Below are 22,971 nucleotides of genomic sequence, written 5' to 3' on the forward strand. Positions count from 1 at the left end.
TGGAGCAGGAAACGACGGCGGGAATGGGGGTGCAGATACTGCTGCTCGTGGCGCTGTGCACCGCGGTGGGGCTGGGGCCCGCCGGCTGGCTCGCGGGCGCGGCGTTCGCGGTGGGCACCTGGGCCGTCCTCACCCTGGCGCTGCGCCGCTCCTGGGCGCGCGGGTTCGGCGCGGCGAACCGGGTGACGCTGGCCCGCGCGACGCTGGTGGGCGGGGTGACGGCGCTGGTCGCCGACTCGTTCGGGCGGCACGCCCCGGTCGCGGTGCTGGTCGCGCTGGCGTCGGTGGCGCTGGTGCTGGACGCCGTCGACGGCAAGGTCGCGCGCCGCACCGGCACGGCGACGGCGCTGGGCGCGCGGTTCGACATGGAGGTCGACGCCTTCCTGATCCTGGTGCTGTGCGTCTTCGTGTCGATGTCGCTGGGCCCGTGGGTGCTGGTGATCGGCGCCATGCGGTACGTGTTCGTGGCCGCGGCGTGGGTGGCGCCGTGGCTGCGGGCGCCGCTGCCGCCGAGCACGGCGCGCAAGACGGTGGCGGCGCTGCAGGGCGTCGTGCTGGTCGCGGCCGGTGCGGATCTGGTGCCGCGGCCGGTGTCCGCGGCGGCGGTCGCGCTGGCGCTGGTGTCGCTGGTGTGGTCGTTCGGCCGGGACGTGCGGTGGCTGTGGCGCACCCGGCGGCGCCCGGCAGCGGCGGGGTGAGAGCGCGTTCCGGGCCGGGCCGAAGCGCCCGGTGCGGCGCTCGATCGCCGTACGGGGGCGGCGCGTTCCGCCCCCGTGGCGTCGCCGCCTTTCCGTGAATTCCCCGGTGTGGCGATGGCGTGCCGCCGTGAATTCGCGCATTTCGCGGATCCGGTGAATGCACGGCCCCGCGGCGCATTCCCGTATTTCCTCGTTCCCTTCCTCGCCACTCCCCCGTTGCCGCCCGTCTCGGTTTCAGGGCAGCCGGATGACCTGGGCGGCGTAGCTGAGGCCGGCGCCGAAGCCGATGAGCAGGGCGAGTTCGCCGGAGAGGTGCGGGCGCTCGTCGAGGAGCGCCGTCATGGCGAGCGGGATCGAGGCGGCGGAGGTGTTGCCGGTGTGGGCGACGTCGTGCGAGACGGCGACGGTGTCCGGCAGCCGCAGCGCGGTCGTGAGGCCCTTGATCATGCGGTCGTTGGCCTGGTGCGGGATGAAGGCGCCGAGGTCCGCCACGGTGATCCCGGCCCGGCGCACGGCGGCCCCCGCGACCTCCGGCACGTGCCCCATCACCCAGCGGTACAGCTCCGGCCCCTGCATCCGCAAGAAGCCCGGCTCCCAGCCCTCCTTCTCGTCGTCCGGGTCGGCGCGGCAGGTCAGCAGGGCGGCCCCGGAGCCGTCGCTGCCCCACGCCGGGGCGGCGATGCCCGGCTCGTCCGCGACGGTGACCAGCGCGGCTCCGGCGCCGTCGGCGAAGATCGGGCTGGTGGAGCGGTCGCCGGGGTCGACGATGTCGCTCATCCGCTCCGCGCCCACCACCAGCACCCGGTCGAAGGTGCCGCCGGCGATCAGGCACCGCGCCATCTCCAGGGCGGCGCAGAAGCCGGCGCAGGCGGCGTTGACGTCGAACGCGGCGCGCGGTGTGCCCGGCAGGCGGTCGGCGACGGCGCGGGCGACGGAGTGCTCCGGATCGCGGTGGCTCATCGAGGCGACCAGGACGCAGTCGACGTCGGCGGTGTCGACGCCGGCCCGCCGGGCGGCCGCCAGGGCGGCGTGCGCGCCCATCACCTCAAGGGTCTCGTCGCGGCCGGCGAGGCGCCGGCTGATGATGCCGGTGCGGCGGCGCACCCAGTCGTCCGACGAGTCGAGGTCACGGGACCTGATGAGTTCGGAATTGGAAATGGAATTCACCGGGCGATAGCCCGCCACTCCCGTTACCGCCGCATGACGACTTTCCCATTCCACGGACATGAATTGACTCCTGAGCGCAGCAAGGATGACCGCCCGTAATTTCTCCGATGCGTAGCTAACCGCATCGGCGGCGGTTGAACAAGGAGTTCACTTTCCGGCGGGCGGCCTTACCGTCGGGTAAGAAATGCGAATGCGGCGGGGCGGCGGGAATTCGGGCCTCATACGGCGACGATCCGCGCGGCCGGCAGTGCGGCGCGCAGCGCCTTGCGGTCCACCTTGCCGTTGGTCCGCGACCGCGCGACCGCGGCCACGGCGACCGCGCCGGTCAGCCGTTCGTGCGGGCGCAGCCCGGAGTTGACGCCGGCGACGAGCGCGGCGAGCCGGTCGTCGCCGAGGTCGTGGGCGGTGGCGAGGAAGGCGACGGGCGCGTGGCCGCGGTCGCCGTCCGGGCGCTCGACCACGGCGGCCTCGCGTACGTCCGGGTGTGCCTCCAGGGCCCGTTCGAGCAGCGAGGGGGCGATCAGTTCGCCGTCGTGGTGGAAGACGTCGGCGGTGCGGTCGAGGACGTAGAGGTAGCCGTCCTCGTCGAGGTGGCCGACGTCGCCGGTGGCGAACCAGCCGTCGGCGTCGAAGGGGTGCAGGTCGGGGCGGTTGGTGTAGCCGGACATCAGCTGGGGTCCGCGGATCTGGAGTTCGCCGGTCGCGCCGGCGGGCAGCGGGCGGCCGGTGGCGAGGTCGACGATGCGGGAGCTGCTGCCGGCGACGGGCGGGCCGACCGAGCCGGGGCGCGGGCCGACGGGGCCGTCGGTGTGCGCGAGGTGGGTGGACTCGGTCAGGCCGTAGCCCTGGAAGACGGGGACGCCGAGGCGGCCCGCGAGGGCGGCGATGACGCGCGGGGCGAGGGTCTGGTTGCCGGCGGCGACCATGGTGACGGTCTTGAGTGTCACCCCGGCGAACTCCGGCGCGGTGGCCAGGCGGGTGAGCCGGACCGGCAGGCTGTAGTAGTGCGTGGCGCCGTGCGCGTCGGCCAGCCGCAGGGACTCCTCGATCGCGGGGTCGGGGCAGAGCAGCTGGCAGGCGCCGGCCCGGACCGCGGCGTTCATGTGCATCGGCGAGACGATCGGGATGTGGCACAGGACGGCCGAGTCGGCGCCGATGCGGTGGGCGTCGCCGAACTGCGCGGCGTTGGTGCGGATGGCGCGGTGGGAGGCGGCGACGCCCTTGGAGGGGCCGGTGGTGCCGCTGGTGAACATCACCGCGGCGATGGCCTCCGGGTCGTGCGGGGCGGCGGGCTCCGGGCGGGCGGCGCCGGGCGTGCCGTCGGTGAGCACCTCGGCGGCCGGGTCGTCGCCGGCCCAGAGTGCGAAGGTGCGGACCGGGTGCGGGAGTTGGTCGCGGAGTCCGGCCCAGACACTGTGGACCTGCGGGGCGAGCAGGGCGACGGCGGCGCCCGATTCGGCGGCGACGCGCGCCACGGCGGCGGGCGGCAGCATCGGGTTGAGCGGCACGACGACCGCACCGGCGCGGATCGCGCCGTAGTAGGCGGCCATGAACGCCGGGTGCGGGGCGGAGGACACCAGCACCGGGCCGCGGGCGCCGTCCGGGCCGGCCGGCAGCAGCGGGGCGAGGGCCGCGGCGTAGGCGTCGGCCCAGGCGTCGAGTGCGGCGTAGCTCCAGCGGCCGGCCGCGCCGATGACGGCGGTGCGGCCGGGGCTGCGCCGCGCGGCGTCTGCCAGCAGCGCGTCGACGGGCGCGGCGGTGGCCGGGCCCACGTCCCAGGCGGGCGGGGTGTGCTCGTCGTGCATCGCGGTTCTCCCGTTCGCTCGGCGGCCGCCGCCGCGGTTCGCGGGCGGCCTCGCCGTGGACGCTCACGCACCGGGGTCAAAGGCCGCTCAGGAACCGCTCAAGGCCGCTCGGCGCGGTCCGGCGGGTGGTCGCGGGGGCCTTGTGCGGACTTTGAGCGGGCCTTGAGAACGGGCCCCGAAGCTTCGGCACCCGGCCGGATCAGGCCATCGGACCCAATCGGACGAAGGAGTCGGCGTGCCCGAGACAGTCAGCACCCCCGCGGTGGTGTCCGCGGACCTCTACCAGGAGATCCACCAGTTCTACGCCCGCCACATGTACGCGGGTGACAGCGGCGACCTCGACGGCTGGGCGGCCGGTTTCACCGAGGACGCGGTGTTCGTCTCGAACGGTCTGCCGGAGCCGCTGGAGGGCCGGGCCGCCATCGACGCGGCGACCCGGGCGGGCCACGCGGCGCGGGCCGGGCGCGGCGCCGTGCACCGGCACATCGTCACCATGCTCGACGTCCGCCCGCAGGACGCGGATTCGGTGGCGACGCGCTCGTACGTCCTGGTCGTCGAGTCGGTTCCGGAGGGCGGTTCGAAGCTGCACGTCAGCACGGTGCTGGAGGACCGGCTCGTGCGGGCGGACGACGGCTGGCGGGTGGCCGGGCGCTGGGTGAGCCGCGACGACCTGCCGGCGGCGCCGGCCACCTCCTGACCGGGGAAGGGGCCACCGTGTCCGGATCCGAACGCCTCGCGGCCACCCGGCTCCAGCTGTTCTACGCGCGCCAGGTGCACGCCCTCAACTGCGGGGACTTCGACGCCTACGGGCGGACCTTCGCCCCCGGCGCCCGCTTCGTCCTGGCCGGGCGGGCGCAGCCGCTGTGCGGCTCCGACACGATCGCCGCGCACAGCCGGACGCTCGCGCGCATGCGCGCCGCCGACGGCGCCGTCCAGCGCCACCACGTCACCATGACCGCCGTCCTCCTCGGTCCGCACGGGGCGCTGCGGGCGCGCTCGGCCACCCTCATCGTCACCACCGGCCCCTACGGGATGCCGCAGCTGACCGCGAGCACCGAGTGCGAGGACCTCTTCGAGGAGGACGCGGGCGGGCTGCGGATCTCGCAGCGGCGGGTGCTGCCCGACGGCGCCCCGCGCCCCGCCACCGTCTGAACCCGGCGGCCGCGCCGGCCGGCGATCCCGGCGGACCGGCCCGGCCGCTCTCACGAAAGGCACAGTCCATGACCTCTGCACATCCCGCCGCGCCGGCTCCCGGCGCGGCCGCACCGCCCCGCGCGGCCTCCGGGCCCGGGCGCCGGGTGGTGCTCACCGGCATCGGGGTGATCGCGCCGGGCGGCGACGGCGTCCCGGCCTTCTGGTCCCAGCTCACCTCCGGGCGGACCGCGACCGGCCCCATCTCGTTCTTCGACGCCTCGCCCTACCGCTCGCGGATCGCCGCCGAGTGCGTCTTCGACCCGGCGGCGCACGGCCTGACGCCGCGGGAGATCCGGCGGATGGGCCGGGCCACGCAGTTCGCGGTGGTCTGCGCCCGCCAGGCGCTGGCCGACAGCGGTCTGGCGGACGGCGCGTCGGCCCCCGAGCGGACCGGCGTCACTATCGGCACCGCCGTCGGCGCCACCACCGAGCTGGAGGAGGAGTACGCCGTCCTCAGCGACAGCGGCCGCCAGTGGCTGGTGGACAGCGCCTACGGCGTGCCGCACCTCTACGGCCATTACGTGCCCAGCAGCATGGCGGCGGAGGTCGCGACGGCGGCGGGCGCCGAGGGCCCGGCCGCGGTGGTCTCCACCGGCTGCACCTCGGGCATCGACGCCGTCGGGCACGCCTGCGCGCTGATCGCGGAGGGCTCGGCCGACGTGATGGTGGCCGGGGCGACCGACGCGCCCATCTCGCCCATCGCGGTGGCCTGCTTCGACGCGATCAAGGCGACCTCGCCGCGCAACGACGACGCCGCGCACGCCTCCCGCCCGTTCGACGGCAGCCGCAACGGCTTCGTCCTCGGTGAGGGCGCCGCGGTCTTCGTCCTGGAGGAGTACGGGCACGCCCGGCGGCGCGGTGCGCACATCTACGCCGAGATCGCCGGGTACGCCTCGCGCTGCAACGCCTTCCACATGACCGGACTGCGGCCGGACGGGCGGGAGATGGCGGCGGCGATCGACGCGGCGCTGGCACAGGCCCGGACGCCGGCCCAGGCCGTCGACTACGTCAACGCGCACGGCTCCGGCACTCGGCAGAACGACCGGCACGAGACCGCCGCCTTCAAGCGGAGCCTGGGCGCGCACGCGTACCGGGTGCCGGTCAGCTCCATCAAGTCGATGATCGGGCACTCCCTCGGGGCGATCGGCTCCCTGGAGATCGCCGCCTGCGCGCTGACGATCGAGCACGGAGTGATCCCGCCGACCGCGAATCTGCACACCCCCGACCCCGAGTGCGACCTCGACTACGTACCGCTGACCGCGCGCGAGCAGACGGTGGACACCGCGCTCACCGTCGGCAGCGGCTTCGGCGGCTTCCAGAGCGCGATGGTGCTCCGCCGCCCGGCGGAAGGAGCGGCCGCATGAGCGGACAAAGACACGGGGCGGCGGCCCCCGACGACGCGGTGATCACCGGCCTCGGGGTGGCGGCCGCCACCGGGCTCGGCACCGAGGAGCACTGGAACGCCACGGTCAAGGGCGCCAGCGGCATCGGCCCGATCCGGCGCCACGACGCGAGCGGCTACCCCTGCCGACTGGCCGGTGAGGTCCCCGGGTTCGACCCCGCCGACCACCTCTCGGGGCGGCTGCTGCCGCAGACCGACCGGATGACGCAGCTGGCGCTGGCCGCCTCCGACTGGGCGCTGGCCGACGCCGGTCTCGATCCGGCGACGCTGGACGAGTACGGCATGGGCGTGGTGACCGCGAGCGCCTCCGGCGGCTTCGAGTTCGCGCAGAAGGAACTGCAGAGCCTGTGGAGCAAGGGGCCGCGCCATGTCACGGCGTACCAGTCCTTCGCGTGGTTCTACGCCGTCAACTCCGGCCAGATCTCCATCCGGCACGGGCTGCGCGGGCCCAGCGGGGTGCTCGTCACCGGTCAGGCCGGGGGCCTGGACGCGCTGGCGCACGCCCGGCGGCAGCTGCGGGCGGGCGCCTCGGCGATGCTCACCGGCGGGATGGAGGCCCCGCTGTCGCCCTGGGGGCTGGTCTCCCAGCTGACGTCGGGGCGGCTGAGCACCCGGGACGAGCCCGGGCGCGCCTATGTGCCGTTCGACTCCGCGGCGTGCGGCCATGTGCCGGGCGAGGGCGGCGCATTGCTGGTCATGGAGCGTGCCGAGGCCGCGCGGGCGCGGGGGGCGCGCGTGCTGGGGACGTTCGCGGGGTACTGCGCCACCTTCGACCCGGCGCCGGAAACGGGGCGGCCGCCGGGGCTGCGCCGGGCGATACAGGGCGCGCTGGACGACGCCGGGACGGAGCCCGACGCCATCGATGTGGTCTTCGCGGACGCGGCGGGGGTGCGTGCGCTGGACACGGCGGAGGCCGAGGCGCTGGAGGCGGTGTTCGGCGGCCGGCCGGTGCCGGTGACGGCGCCGAAGACGATGACCGGGCGGCTCGCCTCCGGCGGCGCCGCACTGGATGTGGCGAGCGCGCTGCTGGCGATGCGGGACGCGGTGGTGCCGCCGACCCTGCATGTCACCACGCCCGCCGCGGACGCGCCCGCCGGGCTCGTCCGGGACACCGCGCGGCCGATGCCGGTGCGCTCCGCGCTGATCGTCGCGCGCGGCCACGGCGGCTTCAACGCCGCGGCCGTCCTGCGGGCCGCCGGATGAACCGGCCCGCCGACCGCACGCCACCCACCCTGGAGGAGAAGAAGATGAACCGCACCGCGCTGACCCTGCCGGACCTCACCCGGATCCTGCGCGACTGCGCCGGCGAGGACGAGAGCGTCAACCTCGACGGCGACATCCTGGACACGCCCTTCGCCGAGCTGGGCTACGACTCGCTCGCGCTGCTGGAGACGGCGGCGCGGCTGGAGCGGCAGCTCGACGTCTCCCTCTCCGAGGAGGAGGTCGGCCGGGCCACCACGCCGCGGCTGCTGCTGGAGCTGGCCAACGCCACCGCGGGCGCCCTGCCCTCGGCGGACCCGGCGCCGCAGGGCCCGGCCGGCGGCCGCGGGAGCGTGCTGGTCACCGGCGGCACCAGCGGCATCGGCCTGGCCGTCGTCGAACTGCTGGCGGGCACCGGACGCCCGGTGTTCCTGTGCGCCCGCGACGGCGAGCGGCTCGCGCTGACCCTCAAGTCGCTGCGCGAGCGGGGTCTGGAGGTGGACGGCACGGTGTGCGACGTCCGCTCCCGCGCGCAGGTCACCGCGTTCGTCGCGGCGGCGGTGGCGCGGTACGGACCGGTGGAGGTGCTGGTCAACAACGCGGGCCGGAGCGGCGGCGGGGTGACCGCGGAGCTGTCCGACGAGACCTGGTACGACGTCATCGACACCAATCTCAACGGCGTCTTCCTGATGACGCGTGAGGTGCTGACGGCCGGCGGGATGCGCGAGCGGGGCCACGGCCGGATCGTCAACATCGCGTCCACCGGCGGCAAGCAGGGCGTGGTGCTGGGGGCGCCGTACTCGGCGTCGAAGCACGGCGTGGTGGGCCTGACCAAGGCGCTCGGCCTGGAGCTGGCCGGTTCCGGGATCACCGTCAACGCGGTGTGCCCGGGGTATGTGGAGACGCCGATGGCCCAGCAGGTGCGCGGCAACTACGCGCGGATCTGGGGCGTCGACGAGCAGGCGGTGCTGGACCGGTTCGAGGCGAAGATCCCGCTCGGCCGCTACACCACCCCGCAGGAGGTCGCCGCCCTCGTCGGCCACCTCGTCGGCGATCTCGCCGCCGCCATCACCGCGCAGGCGCTCAACGTCTGCGGCGGCCTCGGCAACTACTGAACCGCCGGACGACGACGCCCCAGGACGGATACGGCATGAACGGACACAACATGAAGAGCGTGGCACACCGCATCACCGTGGAGGCGCCCGCGCCGACGGTGTACGCCCTCCTGGCCGACACCTCCCGCTGGCCGGTGTGCTTCCGGCCGACGGTCCACGTCGACCGGCCCGAGAGCGGACCGGACACCGAACGGCTGCGGATCTGGGCGGTGGCGGGCGACACCGTCAAGGCGTGGACGTCGCGGCGGGAGCTGTTCCCGCGCGAGGGGCGGATCACCTTCCGTCAGGAGGTGTCGCAGCCGCCGATCGCGCAGATGCGCGGGTCGTGGACGGTGCGCCCGAGCGGTGAGAGCCGGTGCGAGGTGGTCCTCGGCCACGAGTTCCGCGCGGTCGGCGACGACCCGGCGGCGCTGTCGTGGATCGACGAGGTCACCGACCGCAACAGCACCGCGGAGCTGGCCGCGCTGGCGGAGGTGGCGCGCGATCCGGCCGGGCACGCGGCGGCGACGCTGACCTTCGACGACACGGTGACCGTCGACGGCCGCGCCGAGGACGTGCACGGCTTCCTGTACGACGCCGCCCGGTGGCCGGAGCGGCTGCCGCACGTCGGCCGGATGGTGCTGTCGGAGCCGTCCGAGGGGGTGCAGATCATGGAGATGGACACGGTCACGGCGGACGGGTCGGCGCACACGACGAAGTCGGTGCGGGTGTGTCCGGACGCGCGGCGGATCGTCTACAAGCAGGTGGTGGTGCCGCCGTTGCTGCGGGCGCACACCGGTGAGTGGATCCTCGCGCCCGACGGCGACCGGCTGTCGGTGACCTCGCGGCACACGGTGGTGATCCGGCCGGAGGCGATCGAGGACGTCCTGGGGCCGGGCCGCGACCTGACGGCGGCGCGCTCCTACGTGCGCACCGCGCTGGGCACCAACAGCCGGGTGACGCTGGAGCACGCCAAGGCGTTCGCCGAGGGGCGGGCGGCCGGGGCCGCATGACGGAGACGGGCCGCGCGCCGGGGTTCCGGCGCGCGGCCCGTACGGCAACGCGGGGGCGGCTCAGACGGGTTGGCGGGTGCCGGACCGCGCCCGGGGCGACCGGCTCCGTGCGGCGGCGGTGCCGGTGACGGGCTCGGTGACGGGCTCGGCGGGCGCGGGCTCGGCGCCGGGCTCGGCGCCGGCTGTCCCGGCGCTCGCCGCGGGTTCCGCCGCCCGCTCTCCGGTCTCCGCCGCGCGGGCGGCCTCCGCCTGCCGGGCGGCGGCGCCGAGGAGGACGGTGCTCGGGGTGCTGGGGACGCCGTCCTCGCCGCCGGCGTAGTGGGCGGTGACCTTGCCGAGGATGCGGACCAGATCGGCGTGGTCGCGGTCGTCGAGCAGCCCGGAGAAGCAGTCCTCGACGTTGGCGACCTGCACCGGCAGCGCCTCCTCCAGGGCCGCGCGGCCGTCCGCGGTGACCGCGGCGAACACGGCGCGGCGGTCCTCGTCGGAACTCTCCCGGCGGACCAGCCCGGCGCGCTCCATCCGGTCGATCAGCTTGCTGACGCTGGCCTTGGAGACGACGAGCAGCCGGGACAGCTCCAGCAGCCGGCGGCGGCCCCCCGGGGCGGTGTGCAGCAGGACGAGGACCTCGAACCAGGCCAGGGACATCCCGAGGTCGCGCACCAGCCGGCGGTCGAGGGTCTTGGCGACCGAGCCGTAGGAGTGCACCAGGGCCAGCCAGGACTGGAATCCGGGCCGCAGCACGGCGGGCGGGACGGTTCCCAGCGGCACGGTCTCACCATCCGTTGACATGCTAACCATCTTCCCTCTAGCCTCGATGACATGAAGTTTCCTTGCTAACTGTGCCATGCGGGAAGGGCGTTGTCACCGCGCCGTACCGCGAAACGGCGGCCGCCGCCGGGCCGCCTCCACTGCCGCGGCGCCCGGTTCCCCCGGCCGGGCGCCGCACGGAAACTCAGAGTTCCATGGGGAAAAGCCGCGAGGCGACGCGCGGTTGCAGGCAGTCGTCGGAATTCAGCACGGCCTGCTGCAGGCGCCGCATACGCGGTGACGGATCGATGCCCAGCTCCTCGCGGAGATTGCGCCGCAACAAGTGAAAAGAACTCAGCGCCTGCGCCGGACGGCCGGCCCGGTAGAGAGAGATCATGAAGAGGGCATGCAGGTTTTCGTGCAGCGGATATTGCAGCGTCAGTCCGGTCAGTTCGCCGAGCAGTTCATGGTGGTGGCCCAGCCGCAGATCGGCCTCGACCCGCGCCTCCAGCGCGGTCAGCCGGTCCTCGGCCAGGGTGGTGCGGTGCGCGGTCAGCTGCGGGCCGGCCTTGACGTCGGCGAGCACCGGGCCGTGCCACAGGCCCAGCGCGCGGCGCAGCAGCACGGCCGCGCGCCCGTCGTCACCGGCCGCCAGGGCCCGCCGCCCGGCCGTGGCGCAGCGCCGGAACTCCTGGGCGTCGTGGGTGCCGTCGCCGGTCGCGAGCCGGTAGCCCCAGCCCTCGAAGGGCAGCACGTCACGGGCGACGGCGGCGCCGCCGATGCCCAGCGTCGAGGTCAGCTGACGGCGCAGCAGCACGATGTACGTCTGTACGGCGGTGATCACGCTGCTCGGCGGCCGGCTGTCCCACAACTCGTCGACCAGCGCGTCCATCGAGACGGTCTCGTCGGGGCGGGACGCCAGCAGGGCGAGCAGCTGACGGGGTTTGGGGGCGCTCGGCGCGACCTCGCCGCCCGCCGTGGAAACGCGCAGCGGGCCCAGCACACGGATATCAACGGTCATTCTCTGCCTCCCCGTTATGTCCTGCGGACCCGGCAATTCCGTTCCGATGACGGTTTTCCGGCCGGGCGGTGCCGGTCACGGGCGTGCACGCACCGCAACCGCGCGACGGGGACGCCGGGCGTCCCTTAAGGTTTTCGCGCAGGAGGAAATAACACGCTCAGTGTAGGTCAGGCGTGGCTGGATACGAGATTGGGAAGGCTGAAAAAGTGCTCACACTCGTCAATTCATTCGAGGTGCACGGCGACCCCGCGCGTTTCGAGGAAGAATTCCGGAAAGTCTCCGACTGGATGCGCGGACAGCCGGGCTTCCACCGCCATCAACTGTGCCGCTCCGCACACGATCCGCGACGTTTTGTGAATATAGCCGTGTGGGACGACCAGGCCGCGCTCGACGCCGCGATCGGCGATGAGGGCTTCCAAAGCCGGGTCGCGGTGCTGCGCACCATGGCGACCGCCTCCCCGCAGACCTATGAACACGTCCTCGACGTCGTCGGTGCCGCGTCCGGGAGCACGCCGTGACCGCACCGGTCGCACCGGCTCCGCACCTCGTCGCGCTCGACGAGGACGTCCACGCCTACGTCCAGCCGGACGGCGGCTGGTGCGTCAACAACGCCGGGATCCTGGGCGGTCCGGACGGTGCGGCGCTCATCGACACCGCCGCGACCGAGGCGCGGGCCCGGCGGCTGCACGAGACGGTGCACACGCTGGTGCCCGGCCCGGTCCACACCCTCGTCAACACCCACAGCCACGGCGATCACACCTTCGGCAACGCGCTCTTCGCCGACGAGGCGACGGTCATCGCCCACGAGCGGGCGGCGGCGGAGATCGCCGAACACGGGCTGGCGCTCCAGGGGTTGTGGCCGGATGTGGTCTGGGGCCGGATCGAGGTGACACCCCCTCAGGTCACCTTCCGCGAGCGGCTGGTGCCCGAGACCCGCGGCCCGCGCTACGAACTGCTGCACCTGGGCCCCGGCCACACCGCGGGCGACGCCGTGGTGTGGCTGCCCGAGCGGCGGGTGCTGTTCGCCGGTGACCTGGTGTTCTCCGGTGTCACCCCGTTCGTGCTGATGGGCTCGGTGGCCGGCGCGCTGGAGGTCCTCGACCGGCTGCGGGCCCTGGAGCCGCTGCACGTCGTCCCCGGCCACGGCCCGGTCGGCGGCCCCGAACTCCTCGACGCCAACGCCGGATATCTGCGCCGGGTGCAGGAGCTGGCCCGCGCGGGGCTGGCCGAGGGCGCCACCCCGCTGGAGGTCGCCCGGGCGTCCGGGCCGGGTCCGTACGCCGGGCTGCTCGACGGCGAGCGGCTGCTCCCCAATCTCGTCCGGGCCTACGCGGAGCTGTCCGGTGCCGGGCGCGCCGCGCCGCTCGATGTGCCGGCCGCCTTCGGCGAGATGGTCCGCTACGCCGGCGGGCTGCCGCACTGCGCGGCCTGACCCGCCGCTCCCCCGCACCACCGCCGCCCGGCCCGCGCACGCCGGGCGGCGGCCGCCCCTTCGACCACCCGATTCAGGAGTCCGCACCATGCTCGCCGTCCACTCCCCCCGCAGCGCCTCCGGCGCCCTGTTACTCGTCCACTTCGTGGCGGTGCTCTACACCACCGGATTCGTCTGGACGCTCCAGCTGATGGACTATCCGATGGTCGCCCGCCTCAAGGGAGCCGCCTCGGCTGCCTACATGGACCAGCACAACCACATGTTCTGGCGGGTGCTGGCGCCCGGCCTGTTCACCGCGGGCCTGACCGGGCTGGTGATGCTGATCGTGCGGCCGGCGGTGGTGCCGCTCGCCGTGGTGGTGGCGTTCCTGGTGCTGATGGCGGCGATCATGGTGCTGTCGGGCGCGGTGGCGACGCCGGACCGCAACGCCCTCGCGCAGCACTTCGACACAGCGACCCACGCCCACCTCCTCAAGGTCAGCTGGATCCGCACCCTCGCCTTCACCGGCTGGTCCGCGCTGAGCGGCTGGATGATCTGGCGGCTGATCGCCGAGAAGCGCTGACCGCCGCAGCAGAGGGGGGCTTCGTATCCGCCGGCCGGCGGAAACGAAGCCCCCCTCTCTCATCTCCGACAGCCCGTCAGGAGAGTTCCACGATCTTCAAGTCGGGCGAGGCGAGGATGTCCTTCTCGCAGTACCGGCCGGTGGCCCAGCGGCCCTCCGAGAAGAGCTTCGTCTGGTCGCTGTGGTGCGGCGACGTCGGATCCGCGGACTGCGACGGCGCCACCAGCGTGGCCGCGTCCGGGCACGGGCCGTCGCCGAACGCCACGACCTGGATGTACGACGAGCCGGTCCGCACATCGGTGTTGCCGGCGGCCGGGTCCCACTGGCCCTTGATGAGGTTCAGCACGCCCAGCGCCTCCGGGGCGCCCGGCATCGGGATCTTCTCGCCGCCGCGCAGCGCGTACTGGTGCGCGCCCAGCTCGGCGTCCAGCGGGATGCCGGCCGTGTGCAGTTCGGCGGCGGCGTCACCGAAGGCCTGCTGGACGGCGGCCGCGCCGGTGTCCAGGGTGTTCGGCGTGGCCACCGGGTCGGCGGCGTCGAACGGCTGCCGCCACAGGGCGACCTTGCGCTCCTCCAGCTTGAGGGCGAAGCGCTGGAAGAGCATCGAGCCGCGGGTGTGCGTGGTGTAGGTGTGGTCCCAGGCGGCGAGTGCGGCGCAGCCGGCGGCGACGTCGACCGGGCCGCTCGAGGACGGGGCCTTGCCGTCGGGGAAGGCGCGGCACATCGCGGCGGTGTCGGCGGCGGCGAGTTCGGCGAAGCGGCTGCGGTCGGCGAAGAGCATCCGCTGCATCGAGGCGCGGCTGAACCCGCCGTTCTTCAGCCCCTCCTGGACGCTGGTGAGCGATTCGCGGGTGCGCAGGGTGCGGGCGGTGCCGATGTCGCCGATGATCCGCGGGTAGCCGGTCAGCGGGGCCTTGAGGTTGGCGAGCCAGGCGCTGTCGTTGGAGTTGAGGACGTAGTCGTCGCGGGTCAGCGACGGCATCCGGGACGGGCCGAAGAGGCCCGGCTCCAGGGCATCGGGGTCGCTCCCCCAGGCACAGGCCGCCTTCGAACCGTCGAGGACGGGCACGCCGGTCTTCGGGAAGATCTGGTGGCCCAGGTCGGTGCCGCAGCGGTCGGCCTGGTCGTCGGTGACGTGCGGGACGACCTGGATGTCGGCGTAGAGGGCCTGGCCTGCCCGGTCGACGGCGATGGTGTTCACCCACGGCGCGCCCTGGGTGTCGGTCAGCGTCTTCTTGATGTCGGCCGTGCTCTTGGCCAGGCCGAAGCCGAACCAGGTGTTGAGCCCGCGCAGGTTGGTGGCGTTGGCGTCGCGCAGCGCATGGCCGGTGGTGTCGTTCCAGGGCAGGCCGATGCCGGCGGCGGCGGAGACCATCGGGCCGTAGCGGGTCTCGTAGAGGGTGCGGTGGACCTCGCCGATGCTGCCGTCGTCCTGGCGGACCTGGACGGTGACGGTGCGGGAGGTCATCTTCTCCTTGACGCCGTCGACGAGGTACGAGGTGGGGTCGCCGGGCGCCGGGTGGATGGCGTAGAGGCCGAAGGTGCGGGGCGTGGCGAGGGTGTGGGTCCAGGCGACGTCCGCGTTGTAGCCCTTCTCGACGACCGGGGTACCCAGCAGTCCGGCGCCGGTGACGTCGAGCTTGCCGGGGACGGTCAGCTGCACCTGCCAGAAGCGGTTGGCGCCGCGCCAGGGGAAGTGCGGGTTGCCCAGCAGCACGCTCTTGGCGCCGGACGCGCCCTGGGAGCCGATGCCGATGCCGTTGCTGCCGAGCGCGCCGGAGCCGGGGGCGCCCAGGCCCTCGGCGAAGCGGGCGGCGGTGCGGGCGTCGGCGGCCGGGGGGCGGGCGGTGGAGCCGGGCTGGGCGGTGACGATGCCGTCGGCGAGGGCGCCCGAACTGCCGATGGTGCTCAGGGCGTAGAAGAGGCGGTAGAGGTCGGTGGGGCCGATGTCGCGGACCCAGGGGGCGCCCTTGCAGGCGGGGTCGGTGATGCCGTCCCGGCCGGTCTGCGCGAGGTAGCGGTTGAAGCCCTGGGCGTAGCCGTCGATCAGCTGCTTGACCTCGGTGCGCGGGCCGAGGGGCGCCGACTGGCCGGCGAGCCGCTCGACGACGCCGGAATCGATGATCCGCCGGAAGTGCAGATCGCTGTTGAGGTTGGTGGTGGCGGCGCTGAGGGTGTCGTTCCCCGAGCCGCCGGGGCCGTGATAGCGGGAGCGTTCGCCGGCGACGGTGAGAAAGGAATCGGCGAGCAGACAGATGTTGTCCTTGGCTATCGCATAGCCGTATCCGTATCCCAGGTCGGTGTAATTGTCGGCGAGGATGTGCGGGACGCCGTATTCGGTGTACCGGATCGTCGCCCGGGTCGGGCCGTCCTTCTCCGGTGCCGCCGCCGCGGTCGTCGCACCGGGGACGGCGAGGAGCAGTGCTGCGGCGAGAACCGTGTGAAGCGCCGATCTGAAGCGCTGACGGAGCATGGCCACCACCTTTCTCGAAATCGATTGATATCGGGGGAACTTGCGGCCGTCCGGCGTTTTCCCGTTCACGGAGGCGGAGGCCCTTCCGGCTTCCTTTTTCCGTGCGGCAGGGCGGCGCCGGGGAAAGGCGCCGGAACGGGGACGCACCGCGCCCGGAAGGGGGATGTCCGGGCGCGGTGCGCGTGCGGGTGCGGCCGGGCCGCGGGCGGGTCAGGCGGCGGGCTCCACGAGTTCGACGAGGATGCCGCCGGCGTCCGCCGGGTGCACGAAGTTGATCCGGGAGCCGGCGGTGCCGCCGCGCGGCTCCTCGTACAGCAGCCGCGCGCCGCGCTCGCGCAGGGCGGCGCTGGTCGCGTCGAGGTCGGCGACGGTGTACGCGAGCTGCTGGACGCCGGGGCCCGAGCGGCCCAGGAACTTCGCGATGGTGGAGTCGGGGTTGAGCGGGGCGAGGAGCTGGATGCAGCCGCCGGAGGCGCCCGGGCCGACGGTCATCATCGCCTCCCGTACGCCCTGTTCGACGTTCTCCTCGGTGTGGGTGCAGCGCATGCCGAAGGTCTTCTCGTAGCGCTCGATCGCCTCGTCGAGGTCGGCGACCGCCACCCCTACGTGGTCGATGCGGAGCAGGCCGATGCCCTCGGCGAGACCGGTGGTTTCCGTCATGGCTGGTCGGGCCGGCGCGCGCGGCGCCGGTCCTCCCCCTTTCGCGTGGTGTGGGTGGGTGCCACCGGTCGCTGGAGCCGGGGCGGGCCCGGTGGCGGGCGGCCCGCCCCGGGGCGGGTCAGACCATCACGGCGCCGTTGCCGGTGCGGTGGCCGCGGGTGCGGCGGTTGTCGAGGTGGACGAAGATCCGCTGGAGCCAGCGGTCCCGGCCGTCGTAGCGGGGGGCGAAGTGGTCCCGGCCGTGCAGCACGACGCGGTTGTCGACGAGGACCATCTCGCCGGGTGCCAGCCGGACGGACTGCGCGACCTGTCCGAAGGTGCGCCGCAGCCGCTCCAGGACCTGCGCCGCCTCGTCGTCCAGCGCGGTGGTGGCGTTGAAGTCGACGCAGATGTTGGGGTCGTCGGGGCTGCCGTCGAGGACCGGGTGGGCCCAGGTGCCCTCGCCGGAGCGGAAGGAGGGCGGCGGCGCGGTCACGAACCGGGACTGGAGCAGGACCTTGGTGTCCGCCTCGTCGATCAGCGGCAGGGCCTGGCGGACGGAGGCGACGCGGGTGCCGGCGCGGGTGACGGTGTCGCTGCGCAGGCAGAGCAGGCCGACGAAGTCCGGGCGGAAGGGGTGGAAGGCGTTCTCCACATGGAGTTCGAGTTCGGCGGCGGAGCCGGCGTTGGACTGCGAGGACTCCAGGCCGCGCACCGGGACGACGTTCTGGACCAGCGCGCCGGACTTCTCCTCGCGGTAGGCGACGAGTTCGCCGAGGGCGAGGCCGATCAGGGCGCTGGTGGCGGCGGCCACGGTGGCGGTGCGCTCTACGGAGTCCTTGACCGAGGGGGTGTCGGGCAGCGTGTCGCCGCCCGTCGGCAGGTTGCGCAGCAGCAGCGCGCCCTGGACGCCGGGGTCGTGGCGGTAGTCCCGGACGGCCTCGCGCAGCCGCGACGGCAGCTGCGCGCCGAGCTGCCGGGCCCGCTCCAGCCAGCTGGGGTGGTCCAGCAGCTGCGGGGGCGTGGCGGCGAGGTCGGTGGCCAGCTCCTCGACGGCGCGGTGTTCGCTTCCGGTCAGCTCCAGCTGGTGCGTGCGTCCTTCCTTGGCCGGAGGGGCGGAGAGATCGTGGACGGTCATCGTGCTTTCCCTTTCGGCGGCGTGAGCGGTGCGCGGCGGGTTTTCCCGGGGACGGGGCGCGGCGCGGTTTCTCAGCAGGGCGCGGGCGGCAGGGCCCGGACGTCGACTTTTCCGTTGGCGGTCAGCGGAATGGCGTCGAGGGCGATGCAGTCCGCCGGAACCATGTACGGCGGGAGCTGACCGGCGAGCCGGTCACGAATTCCCGTGGAATCCAGGGCGCCGGGCTGCGCGGGAACGACATAGGCGTAAAGGCGGGGATTTCCCGGGGTGGCCTCGCGTACGACGGCGACCGCGTCACGTACCTGCGGATGCCGGCGGAGCGCCGCCTCGATTTCGCCCAATTCCACGCGGTAGCCGCGGATCTTGACCTGATTGTCGATGCGCCCGAGAAATTCGAGGCTACCATCGGGCGCCCAGCGCGCGAGGTCTCCGGTGCGGTAAAGACGGCCGTCCGGAGCGCCGAAGGGGTCGGGCAGGAAACGCTCGGCGGTGAGGTCGTCGCGGCCCAGGTAGCCGCGGGCCACGCCGTCGCCGCCGATGTACACCTCGCCGGGCACGCCCGCGGGCACCGGCTCCAGGCGGTCGGTGAGGACGTACATGGTGGTGTTGGGGATCGGGCGGCCCAGCGGGACGAGTTCGCTCGCCGGGACCTCGTCGACGATCTGCCCGGAGTTGCCGATGGTGATCTCGGTCGGCCCGTACTCCGTGGCGACCAGCGTGCCGCCGGGGCCGGCCAGCTCCTGCCAGCGGGCGGCGAGCGCGCTGGAGAAGGAGTCGCCGGCGGCGATGCAGATGCCGGCCAGCGAGCGGATCTGTTCGGCGGTCAACTGGTAGGTGAGCAGGTCGAGATGGCCCGGCGTCATCTTGATGAAGCTGTACGGCGCCCCGGCGGCGAGGTGGGCGCCGAGGTCGGCGGTGTCGAACGGGTCGGGCAGCAGATGGACGGGCTGCCCGGTCAGCAGCGGGGTGAAGAGGTTGGGGATGCCCAGGTCGAAGGAGAGCGAGGAGAAGACGGGGGCGCCGCCGGTGCCGTGCGCGGCGTACGCGCCGACGGTCCAGCCCAGGTAGTTGAGCAGTCCGCGGTGCTCGATCTGGACGCCCTTGGGGGCGCCGGTCGAACCGGAGGTGTAGATGATGTACGCCAGGTCGCCGGGGGCCGGGGTGACCTCGGGCGGGGTGGCGGGCAGGGCGCCGATGGCGGCGCGGTCGGTGTCCAGCTCCACCAGCGGGCCGTCGTACAGGGCGGTGAGCCGTTCGCGGTGGCCGGCTGTGGTCAAGACGGCGGGGCAGCCGGTGGCGTCCAGCATCTGCCGCAGCCGTTCGGTGGGCAGCGACGGGTCGAGCGGCAGATAGCCGGCGCCGGACTTCCACACGCCGAGGAGGGCGGGCAGCAGGTCCGGGGTGCGGCGCAGGCAGACGCCGATGAGGGTGTCGGGCCGGGCGCCGAGGCCGAGGAGGTGGTGGGCGATGCGCTCGGAGCGCTCGTCGACCTCGCGGTAGGTGAGGGTGGTGTCGCCGACGCGGACGGCGACGGCGTCGGGGGTGCGGGCGGCCTGGGCGCGCAGCAGGTCGACGACGGTGCCGGGGCCGCGGTCGGCGGCGGGGGCGGTGGCCCAGGTGGTGAGGACGGCGGTGCGCTCCTCCGGGTCCAGGTGGGCGCCGGTGGCGGCGCCGTCCGGATCGGCGGCCATGGACTCCAGGACGGAGCGGTACATCCGGCCCAGCCGCTCGGCGCGGTCGGGGGTGCAGGCGCCGCCGTGGGCGCGGAGGTGGAGGAGGCCGTCGCCGGCGACCACGGTCAGGCCGTGGCCGGTGGGCGCGGGGTCCTCGTCCAGGGCGGTGACCTGGGTGTCGGAGACGGTCCGCTGCCGGTCCTCGGCGGCGAAGCGGGCGTGCACCGGCGGTTCGGCGGCGGCGTCGGCCGCGGGCCCGGCGGCGGGGCGGTGGGCGTGGCGGTGGCGCCAGGCGGCCCGCTCCCGCTCGTGGACGTGGGCGGCCAGATCGCGCCAGGTGGTGGCGGGGCGTTCGACGGCCACCGGCAGGGTGGTGCGGTGCAGGGCGGCGGCGCAGCCCTCCTCCCCCGCGTCCGCACGGACCACGACGTCGGTGTGGAAGGCGGTCTCGGCGGTGAGCCGGCTGAGGACCGCGACGTGGGCGGCGCAGAGCACCGCGGTGAGCGGCACCCCGGCGGCGGTGGCGAGGGCGGCGAGGCCCCCTTCGAGGTCGGCGTAGGGCACGGTGGCGGCGGCCGGGGCGGGCGCGGCGGAGCGGTCGGCCCAGGCGCGGGGCAGGGCGAACGGCGGGTGCGCGGTGGTGGCCTCGCGCCAGTGGGCGCGGCCCGCGCGGTCGAGGCGGCCGGCGCGCGCGGCGGCGGCGCAGGCGGCGTGGCGCAGGGGACCTGCGGGCGCCGGGGCGCCGGTGAGCTGCCGCTCGTAGGCGCGCAGCACCTCCGTCAGCAGGGCGTCGGTGCCGAGGAGGGCGGCGAGGTCGGGGTGGAGGGTGACGAGCAGGAGCCAGGCGTTGTCCGGTTCGAGGACGGCGTGCAGCCGCAGCAGCGGCGGGTGCTCCGGGTCGAAGGGGCGGGTGCGTTCGCTCTCGCGCAACGCGGTGAGCAGGTCGGCGCGGGTGGCCGCGGTCACCTCGCGGTGGTCGTGGAGGGCCGGTTCGGCGCGGGCCGTGGCGTGTACGACGTGCAGCGGGGCGGCGGATGCGGCGGTGCGGGCCAGGCGCAGCAGTTCGTGGCGGGCGAGGACCTCGTCGGCGGCGGCGCGCAGCGCGTCGGCGGCGAACGGCTTGCGGTGGGTGAGGCGCCAGGCGGCGGTGCGGTTGCCGGCCGCGGCCGGGCCCGCCGGGTCGGCGCCGGTGAGCGGGAAGGCGTCGACGGCACCGGCGGGCAGGGCGGCGCGCTCGCCGGGGCTCAGGAGCGCGAAGGGCTGCGGGGCGGCGGGCGCCGCGGGGCCGGGCGTGGGCATGGGCGTCTCCTGGCGGGCGGACCGGCCGCGGTGCGCGGTGAGTTCCTGGTCGAGGGTGCGGGTGAGGTGGGCCAGCAGTTCGGTGCGGGCGGAGTGGAGGAAGAAGTGGTCGCCGTCGACGGCGGTGAGCCGGGCGCGGGTGGACTGGTCGCGCCAGCCCTGGAGCGCCGAGAGCTGGACGGACGGGTCGGCGGTGCCGCCGAACGCGGTCAGCGGCACGTCGAGCGGCGGCTCGGGGCGGTACTCGTACGTCTCCAGGACGGAGAAGTCGGCGCGCAGGGTGGGGATCATCATGTCCATCAGCTCCTGGTTCTCCAGGAGTTCCTTGGGCGTGCCGCCCAGGAAGCGCAGCTCCTCGCGGACCTCGGCGTCGGTGGCGCTGTGCAGGACGGGCCGGGTGCGGGTGGTGCCGGGGGCGGCGACGGCGGAGACGAAGAGGTGGAGCGGGGCCGGCAGGGAGCGGCGGCGCAGTTCCCGGGCGACCTCGAAGGCGATCAGGCCGCCCATGCTGTGCCCGAAGAGGGCGTAGGGGCGGTCCAGTTCGCCTTCGATCGCGCGGGTCAGCGCGCGGACCAGCGGGCCCATCCGGCTGAAGGGGGCGCCGGTCATCCGGCGGCCGCGGCCGGGGAGTTCGAGGGGGGTGAGGTGGATGCGGCGGGGCAGCGCGGCCCGCCACTCGCGGAACGCGGCGGCGCCGCCGCCCGCGTACGGCAGGCAGAAGAGGCGTAGCTCCGCCTGCGGGTCGATGGTCTCGTGGCCCAGCCAGTCAGCGTCCACCGGCGGTCTCCTCCTGTCGCAGTTGGCCGTAGTCGAGCCGTACGAGGCGGTCGGCCACGTGGAAGTACTGGTCGTCGTGGCTGATGACGACGACGGTCTTGCCCCGGTCGCGGAGTTCGGCGAGGAGTTCCTCGTAGAAGAACTCCTTGAAGACCGGGTCCTGGTCGGCGGCCCATTCGTCGAAGAGGTAGACGGGGGCGTCGGCGAGGTAGGCGGTGAGCAGCGCGAGGCGTTTGCGCTGGCCCTGGGAGAGGGCGGTGGTGGAGAAGCGGTCGTCGACGATGGAGACCTTGTGGTCGAGCTGGAGGCGGCGCAGGTGCTGCTCGGCCTTCTCGGTGCGGGCCTCGCCGGGCAGCCCGGTGAGGGTGTCGAAGAGGTGGAAGTCGGAGAAGACGGTGGCGAACAGCTGCCGGTAGGCGTCGCAGTTGCGGGTGGTCAGCTCGGTGCCGTCGACGCTGATGGTGCCGGTCTCCGGCAGGTAGAGGCTGGTGAGCAGCTTGGCGAGGGTGGTCTTGCCGCTGCCGTTGCCGCCGACGACGAACAGCACCTCGCCGCGGCGGAAGGTGAAGTCGAGCGGGCCGAGGCGGAATTCCTGGCCGGCGGCGCCGGTGTAGGCATGGGTGACGCCGCGGAACTCGATGGTCCGCCAGTCGCCGAAGACGGTCTGCGGCAGCTGCGTGGCGCCGCCGTCGTCGGTCTCGCGGCCGGCCTGCTCCAGGGAGGCGAGGCGCTCCTCGACGGTGCGCAGCGCGACCGCGGCGCGGCCCAGGACCGGCAGCCAGGTCAGGACGCCCTGGAGGCTGGAGACCATGAACAGCAGGATCAGCACCGAGTCGGACAGGGTGGTGGCGTCGAGCGCGAAGGCGGCGGGCAGAACGAACAGCAGCACGCCGATCAGCGCGAAGAAGACGGCCTGGCCGCTGCCGGCGGCGCCTTCGAAGACGGTGAGGCCGGTGACGGAGCGGCGGCGGTAGGTGTCGGCGGTGGCGTCGAGGGCGTCCCCGGCGAGCGCCTCGCGGCGCGGGCGGCTGAGCTTCAGCTCCTTGACGCCCTCGGTGACCGCGCGGAAGTGGCCGAAGAGGCGGTCCTGTTCGGCGCGGGCGGCGGTCAGGGCGCGCATGCCGCGGGCGGCGAAGAGGCGGTAGAGCCCGATGCCCAGGAGCGTGGTGAGCAGTCCGGCGAGGGCCACCACCGGGGAGACGGTCACCAGGTAGACGATGCTGACGACGGCGAAGGTGGCGCTGAAGCAGAGCAGCGGCAGGCCGGGCAGCGCGTCGGCGATGACGACGACGTCGTCGGAGAGCGCGGCGTAGAGCTTGGCGGTGCCGAACCGTTCGACGGTGCGCAGCGGGGCGGCGAGGACGGCGTCGATGAGGCGGCGGCGCAGGTCCTGGATGACGCCCTGGGAGAGGCGGAAGAGGAGGCTCTGCGCGAGGAAGCGGGTGACGACGGTGGTCAGGCAGAGCGCGGCGAACGCCCAGACGAGGGCCGCCGGGCCGGTTCCCGGGCGGGCCAGGGCGAGGTTGACGACGGCGATGAAGCCGGCGCCGGCCGCGCCGCTGACCACGCCGGCGGCCATCGCGAGCAGGAAGGGGCGGCGCGAGGACCGCAGCAGATAGCGGAAGAGTCCCATG

The 22,971-nt window shown here is 74.2% G+C and carries 19 protein-coding genes and 1 pseudogene; 11 read left to right on the forward strand and 9 right to left on the reverse strand.

The window, feature by feature from the left end; translation table 11 throughout:
* Nucleotides 1-23: 23 nt before the first annotated feature.
* Nucleotides 24-698: a CDP-alcohol phosphatidyltransferase family protein gene (locus ABT345_RS05290; RefSeq protein WP_345082218.1), complete on the forward strand. Its 675-nt coding sequence runs from the start codon at nt 24-26 to the stop codon at nt 696-698.
* 234 nt (nt 699-932) lie between these two features.
* Here the strand turns inward: ABT345_RS05290 and ABT345_RS05295 are convergent, their stop codons facing one another.
* Together ABT345_RS05295 and ABT345_RS05300 are read right to left on the reverse strand one after the other, a co-directional pair.
* Nucleotides 933-1,925 carry a beta-ketoacyl-ACP synthase 3 gene (locus ABT345_RS05295; RefSeq protein ID WP_345082221.1) on the reverse strand — a complete coding sequence of 331 codons (993 nt, stop codon included), beginning with the start codon at nt 1,923-1,925 and terminating at the stop codon, nt 933-935.
* 158 nt (nt 1,926-2,083) lie between these two features.
* Complete coding sequence (locus tag ABT345_RS05300) at nt 2,084-3,670, reverse strand: class I adenylate-forming enzyme family protein (protein ID WP_345082224.1); 1,587 nt, start codon at nt 3,668-3,670, stop codon at nt 2,084-2,086.
* 235 nt (nt 3,671-3,905) lie between these two features.
* Between ABT345_RS05300 and ABT345_RS05305 the strand changes: the two genes are divergently transcribed.
* The 7 genes and pseudogenes from ABT345_RS05305 to ABT345_RS05335 all read left to right on the forward strand — a co-directional run bounded on the left by ABT345_RS05305 (nt 3,906) and on the right by ABT345_RS05335 (nt 9,573).
* On the forward strand, nt 3,906-4,367 hold the full coding sequence (locus ABT345_RS05305; protein WP_345082227.1) for a nuclear transport factor 2 family protein: 462 nt from the start codon (nt 3,906-3,908) through the stop codon (nt 4,365-4,367).
* A gap of 17 nt (nt 4,368-4,384) precedes the next feature.
* On the forward strand, nt 4,385-4,822 hold the full coding sequence (locus ABT345_RS05310) for a nuclear transport factor 2 family protein (RefSeq protein ID WP_345082230.1): 438 nt from the start codon (nt 4,385-4,387) through the stop codon (nt 4,820-4,822).
* A 68-nt stretch (nt 4,823-4,890) separates the two neighbouring features.
* Nucleotides 4,891-6,228, forward strand: coding sequence for a beta-ketoacyl-[acyl-carrier-protein] synthase family protein (locus ABT345_RS05315; protein WP_345082233.1), 1,338 nt, complete (start codon nt 4,891-4,893; stop codon nt 6,226-6,228).
* A complete protein-coding gene (locus tag ABT345_RS05320) occupies nt 6,225-7,469 on the forward strand; it encodes a ketosynthase chain-length factor (RefSeq protein ID WP_345082236.1) in 1,245 nt (414 codons plus the stop codon). The genes ABT345_RS05315 and ABT345_RS05320 overlap by 4 nt, the downstream gene beginning before the upstream one ends.
* 44 nt (nt 7,470-7,513) lie before the next feature.
* Nucleotides 7,514-7,732: pseudogene (locus ABT345_RS05325) on the forward strand (acyl carrier protein); the annotation flags it as partial.
* Nucleotides 7,733-7,768: 36 nt separating this feature from the next.
* Nucleotides 7,769-8,581 (forward strand): SDR family NAD(P)-dependent oxidoreductase, encoded by an 813-nt coding sequence (locus ABT345_RS05330; protein WP_345082553.1) that lies wholly within the window; start codon nt 7,769-7,771, stop codon nt 8,579-8,581.
* A gap of 35 nt (nt 8,582-8,616) precedes the next feature.
* Entirely contained in the window at nt 8,617-9,573 is a 957-nt protein-coding gene (locus ABT345_RS05335) for an aromatase/cyclase (RefSeq protein ID WP_345082240.1), read from the forward strand.
* 60 nt (nt 9,574-9,633) lie between these two features.
* Here ABT345_RS05335 and ABT345_RS05340 read toward each other — a convergent pair whose 3' ends face one another.
* Both ABT345_RS05340 and ABT345_RS05345 read right to left on the reverse strand, forming a co-directional pair.
* Nucleotides 9,634-10,365: a MarR family winged helix-turn-helix transcriptional regulator gene (locus ABT345_RS05340; RefSeq protein ID WP_345082243.1), complete on the reverse strand. Its 732-nt coding sequence runs from the start codon at nt 10,363-10,365 to the stop codon at nt 9,634-9,636.
* Nucleotides 10,366-10,528: 163 nt separating this feature from the next.
* Nucleotides 10,529-11,344, reverse strand: a complete 816-nt coding sequence (locus ABT345_RS05345) for an AfsR/SARP family transcriptional regulator (protein ID WP_345082246.1) — start codon at nt 11,342-11,344, stop codon at nt 10,529-10,531.
* A gap of 173 nt (nt 11,345-11,517) precedes the next feature.
* Here ABT345_RS05345 and ABT345_RS05350 point away from each other — a divergent pair, with 173 nt between their 5' ends.
* The 3 genes from ABT345_RS05350 to ABT345_RS05360 all read left to right on the forward strand — a co-directional run bounded on the left by ABT345_RS05350 (nt 11,518) and on the right by ABT345_RS05360 (nt 13,338).
* Nucleotides 11,518-11,862: an antibiotic biosynthesis monooxygenase family protein gene (locus ABT345_RS05350; protein WP_345082249.1), complete on the forward strand. Its 345-nt coding sequence runs from the start codon at nt 11,518-11,520 to the stop codon at nt 11,860-11,862.
* Nucleotides 11,859-12,776, forward strand: a complete 918-nt coding sequence (locus ABT345_RS05355; protein ID WP_345082252.1) for an MBL fold metallo-hydrolase — start codon at nt 11,859-11,861, stop codon at nt 12,774-12,776. Before ABT345_RS05350 ends, ABT345_RS05355 begins: the two co-directional genes overlap by 4 nt.
* Nucleotides 12,777-12,864: 88 nt before the next feature.
* Nucleotides 12,865-13,338 carry a hypothetical protein gene (locus ABT345_RS05360; protein ID WP_345082255.1) on the forward strand — a complete coding sequence of 158 codons (474 nt, stop codon included), beginning with the start codon at nt 12,865-12,867 and terminating at the stop codon, nt 13,336-13,338.
* A 76-nt stretch (nt 13,339-13,414) separates the two neighbouring features.
* Here ABT345_RS05360 and ABT345_RS05365 read toward each other — a convergent pair whose 3' ends face one another.
* The 5 genes from ABT345_RS05365 to ABT345_RS05385 form a co-directional block, all read right to left on the reverse strand.
* Entirely contained in the window at nt 13,415-15,811 is a 2,397-nt protein-coding gene (locus ABT345_RS05365) for a penicillin acylase family protein (protein ID WP_345082260.1), read from the reverse strand.
* 210 nt (nt 15,812-16,021) lie between these two features.
* Nucleotides 16,022-16,471 (reverse strand): methylmalonyl-CoA epimerase, encoded by a 450-nt coding sequence (mce, locus tag ABT345_RS05370; RefSeq protein ID WP_345082264.1) that lies wholly within the window; start codon nt 16,469-16,471, stop codon nt 16,022-16,024.
* A gap of 118 nt (nt 16,472-16,589) precedes the next feature.
* Nucleotides 16,590-17,588, reverse strand: a complete 999-nt coding sequence (locus tag ABT345_RS05375) for a TauD/TfdA family dioxygenase (protein ID WP_345082267.1) — start codon at nt 17,586-17,588, stop codon at nt 16,590-16,592.
* A gap of 71 nt (nt 17,589-17,659) precedes the next feature.
* Nucleotides 17,660-21,337, reverse strand: a complete 3,678-nt coding sequence (locus tag ABT345_RS05380) for an amino acid adenylation domain-containing protein (protein ID WP_345082269.1) — start codon at nt 21,335-21,337, stop codon at nt 17,660-17,662.
* Entirely contained in the window at nt 21,327-22,970 is a 1,644-nt protein-coding gene (locus ABT345_RS05385; RefSeq protein ID WP_345082272.1) for a cyclic peptide export ABC transporter, read from the reverse strand. The genes ABT345_RS05380 and ABT345_RS05385 overlap by 11 nt, the downstream gene beginning before the upstream one ends.
* Nucleotide 22,971: the final 1 nt, after the last annotated feature.

It is taken from the genome of Streptomyces sp. NPDC000404 (genome assembly GCF_040300365.1).
Taxonomy (GTDB): Bacteria; Actinomycetota; Actinomycetes; order Streptomycetales; family Streptomycetaceae; genus Streptomyces; species Streptomyces ramulosus.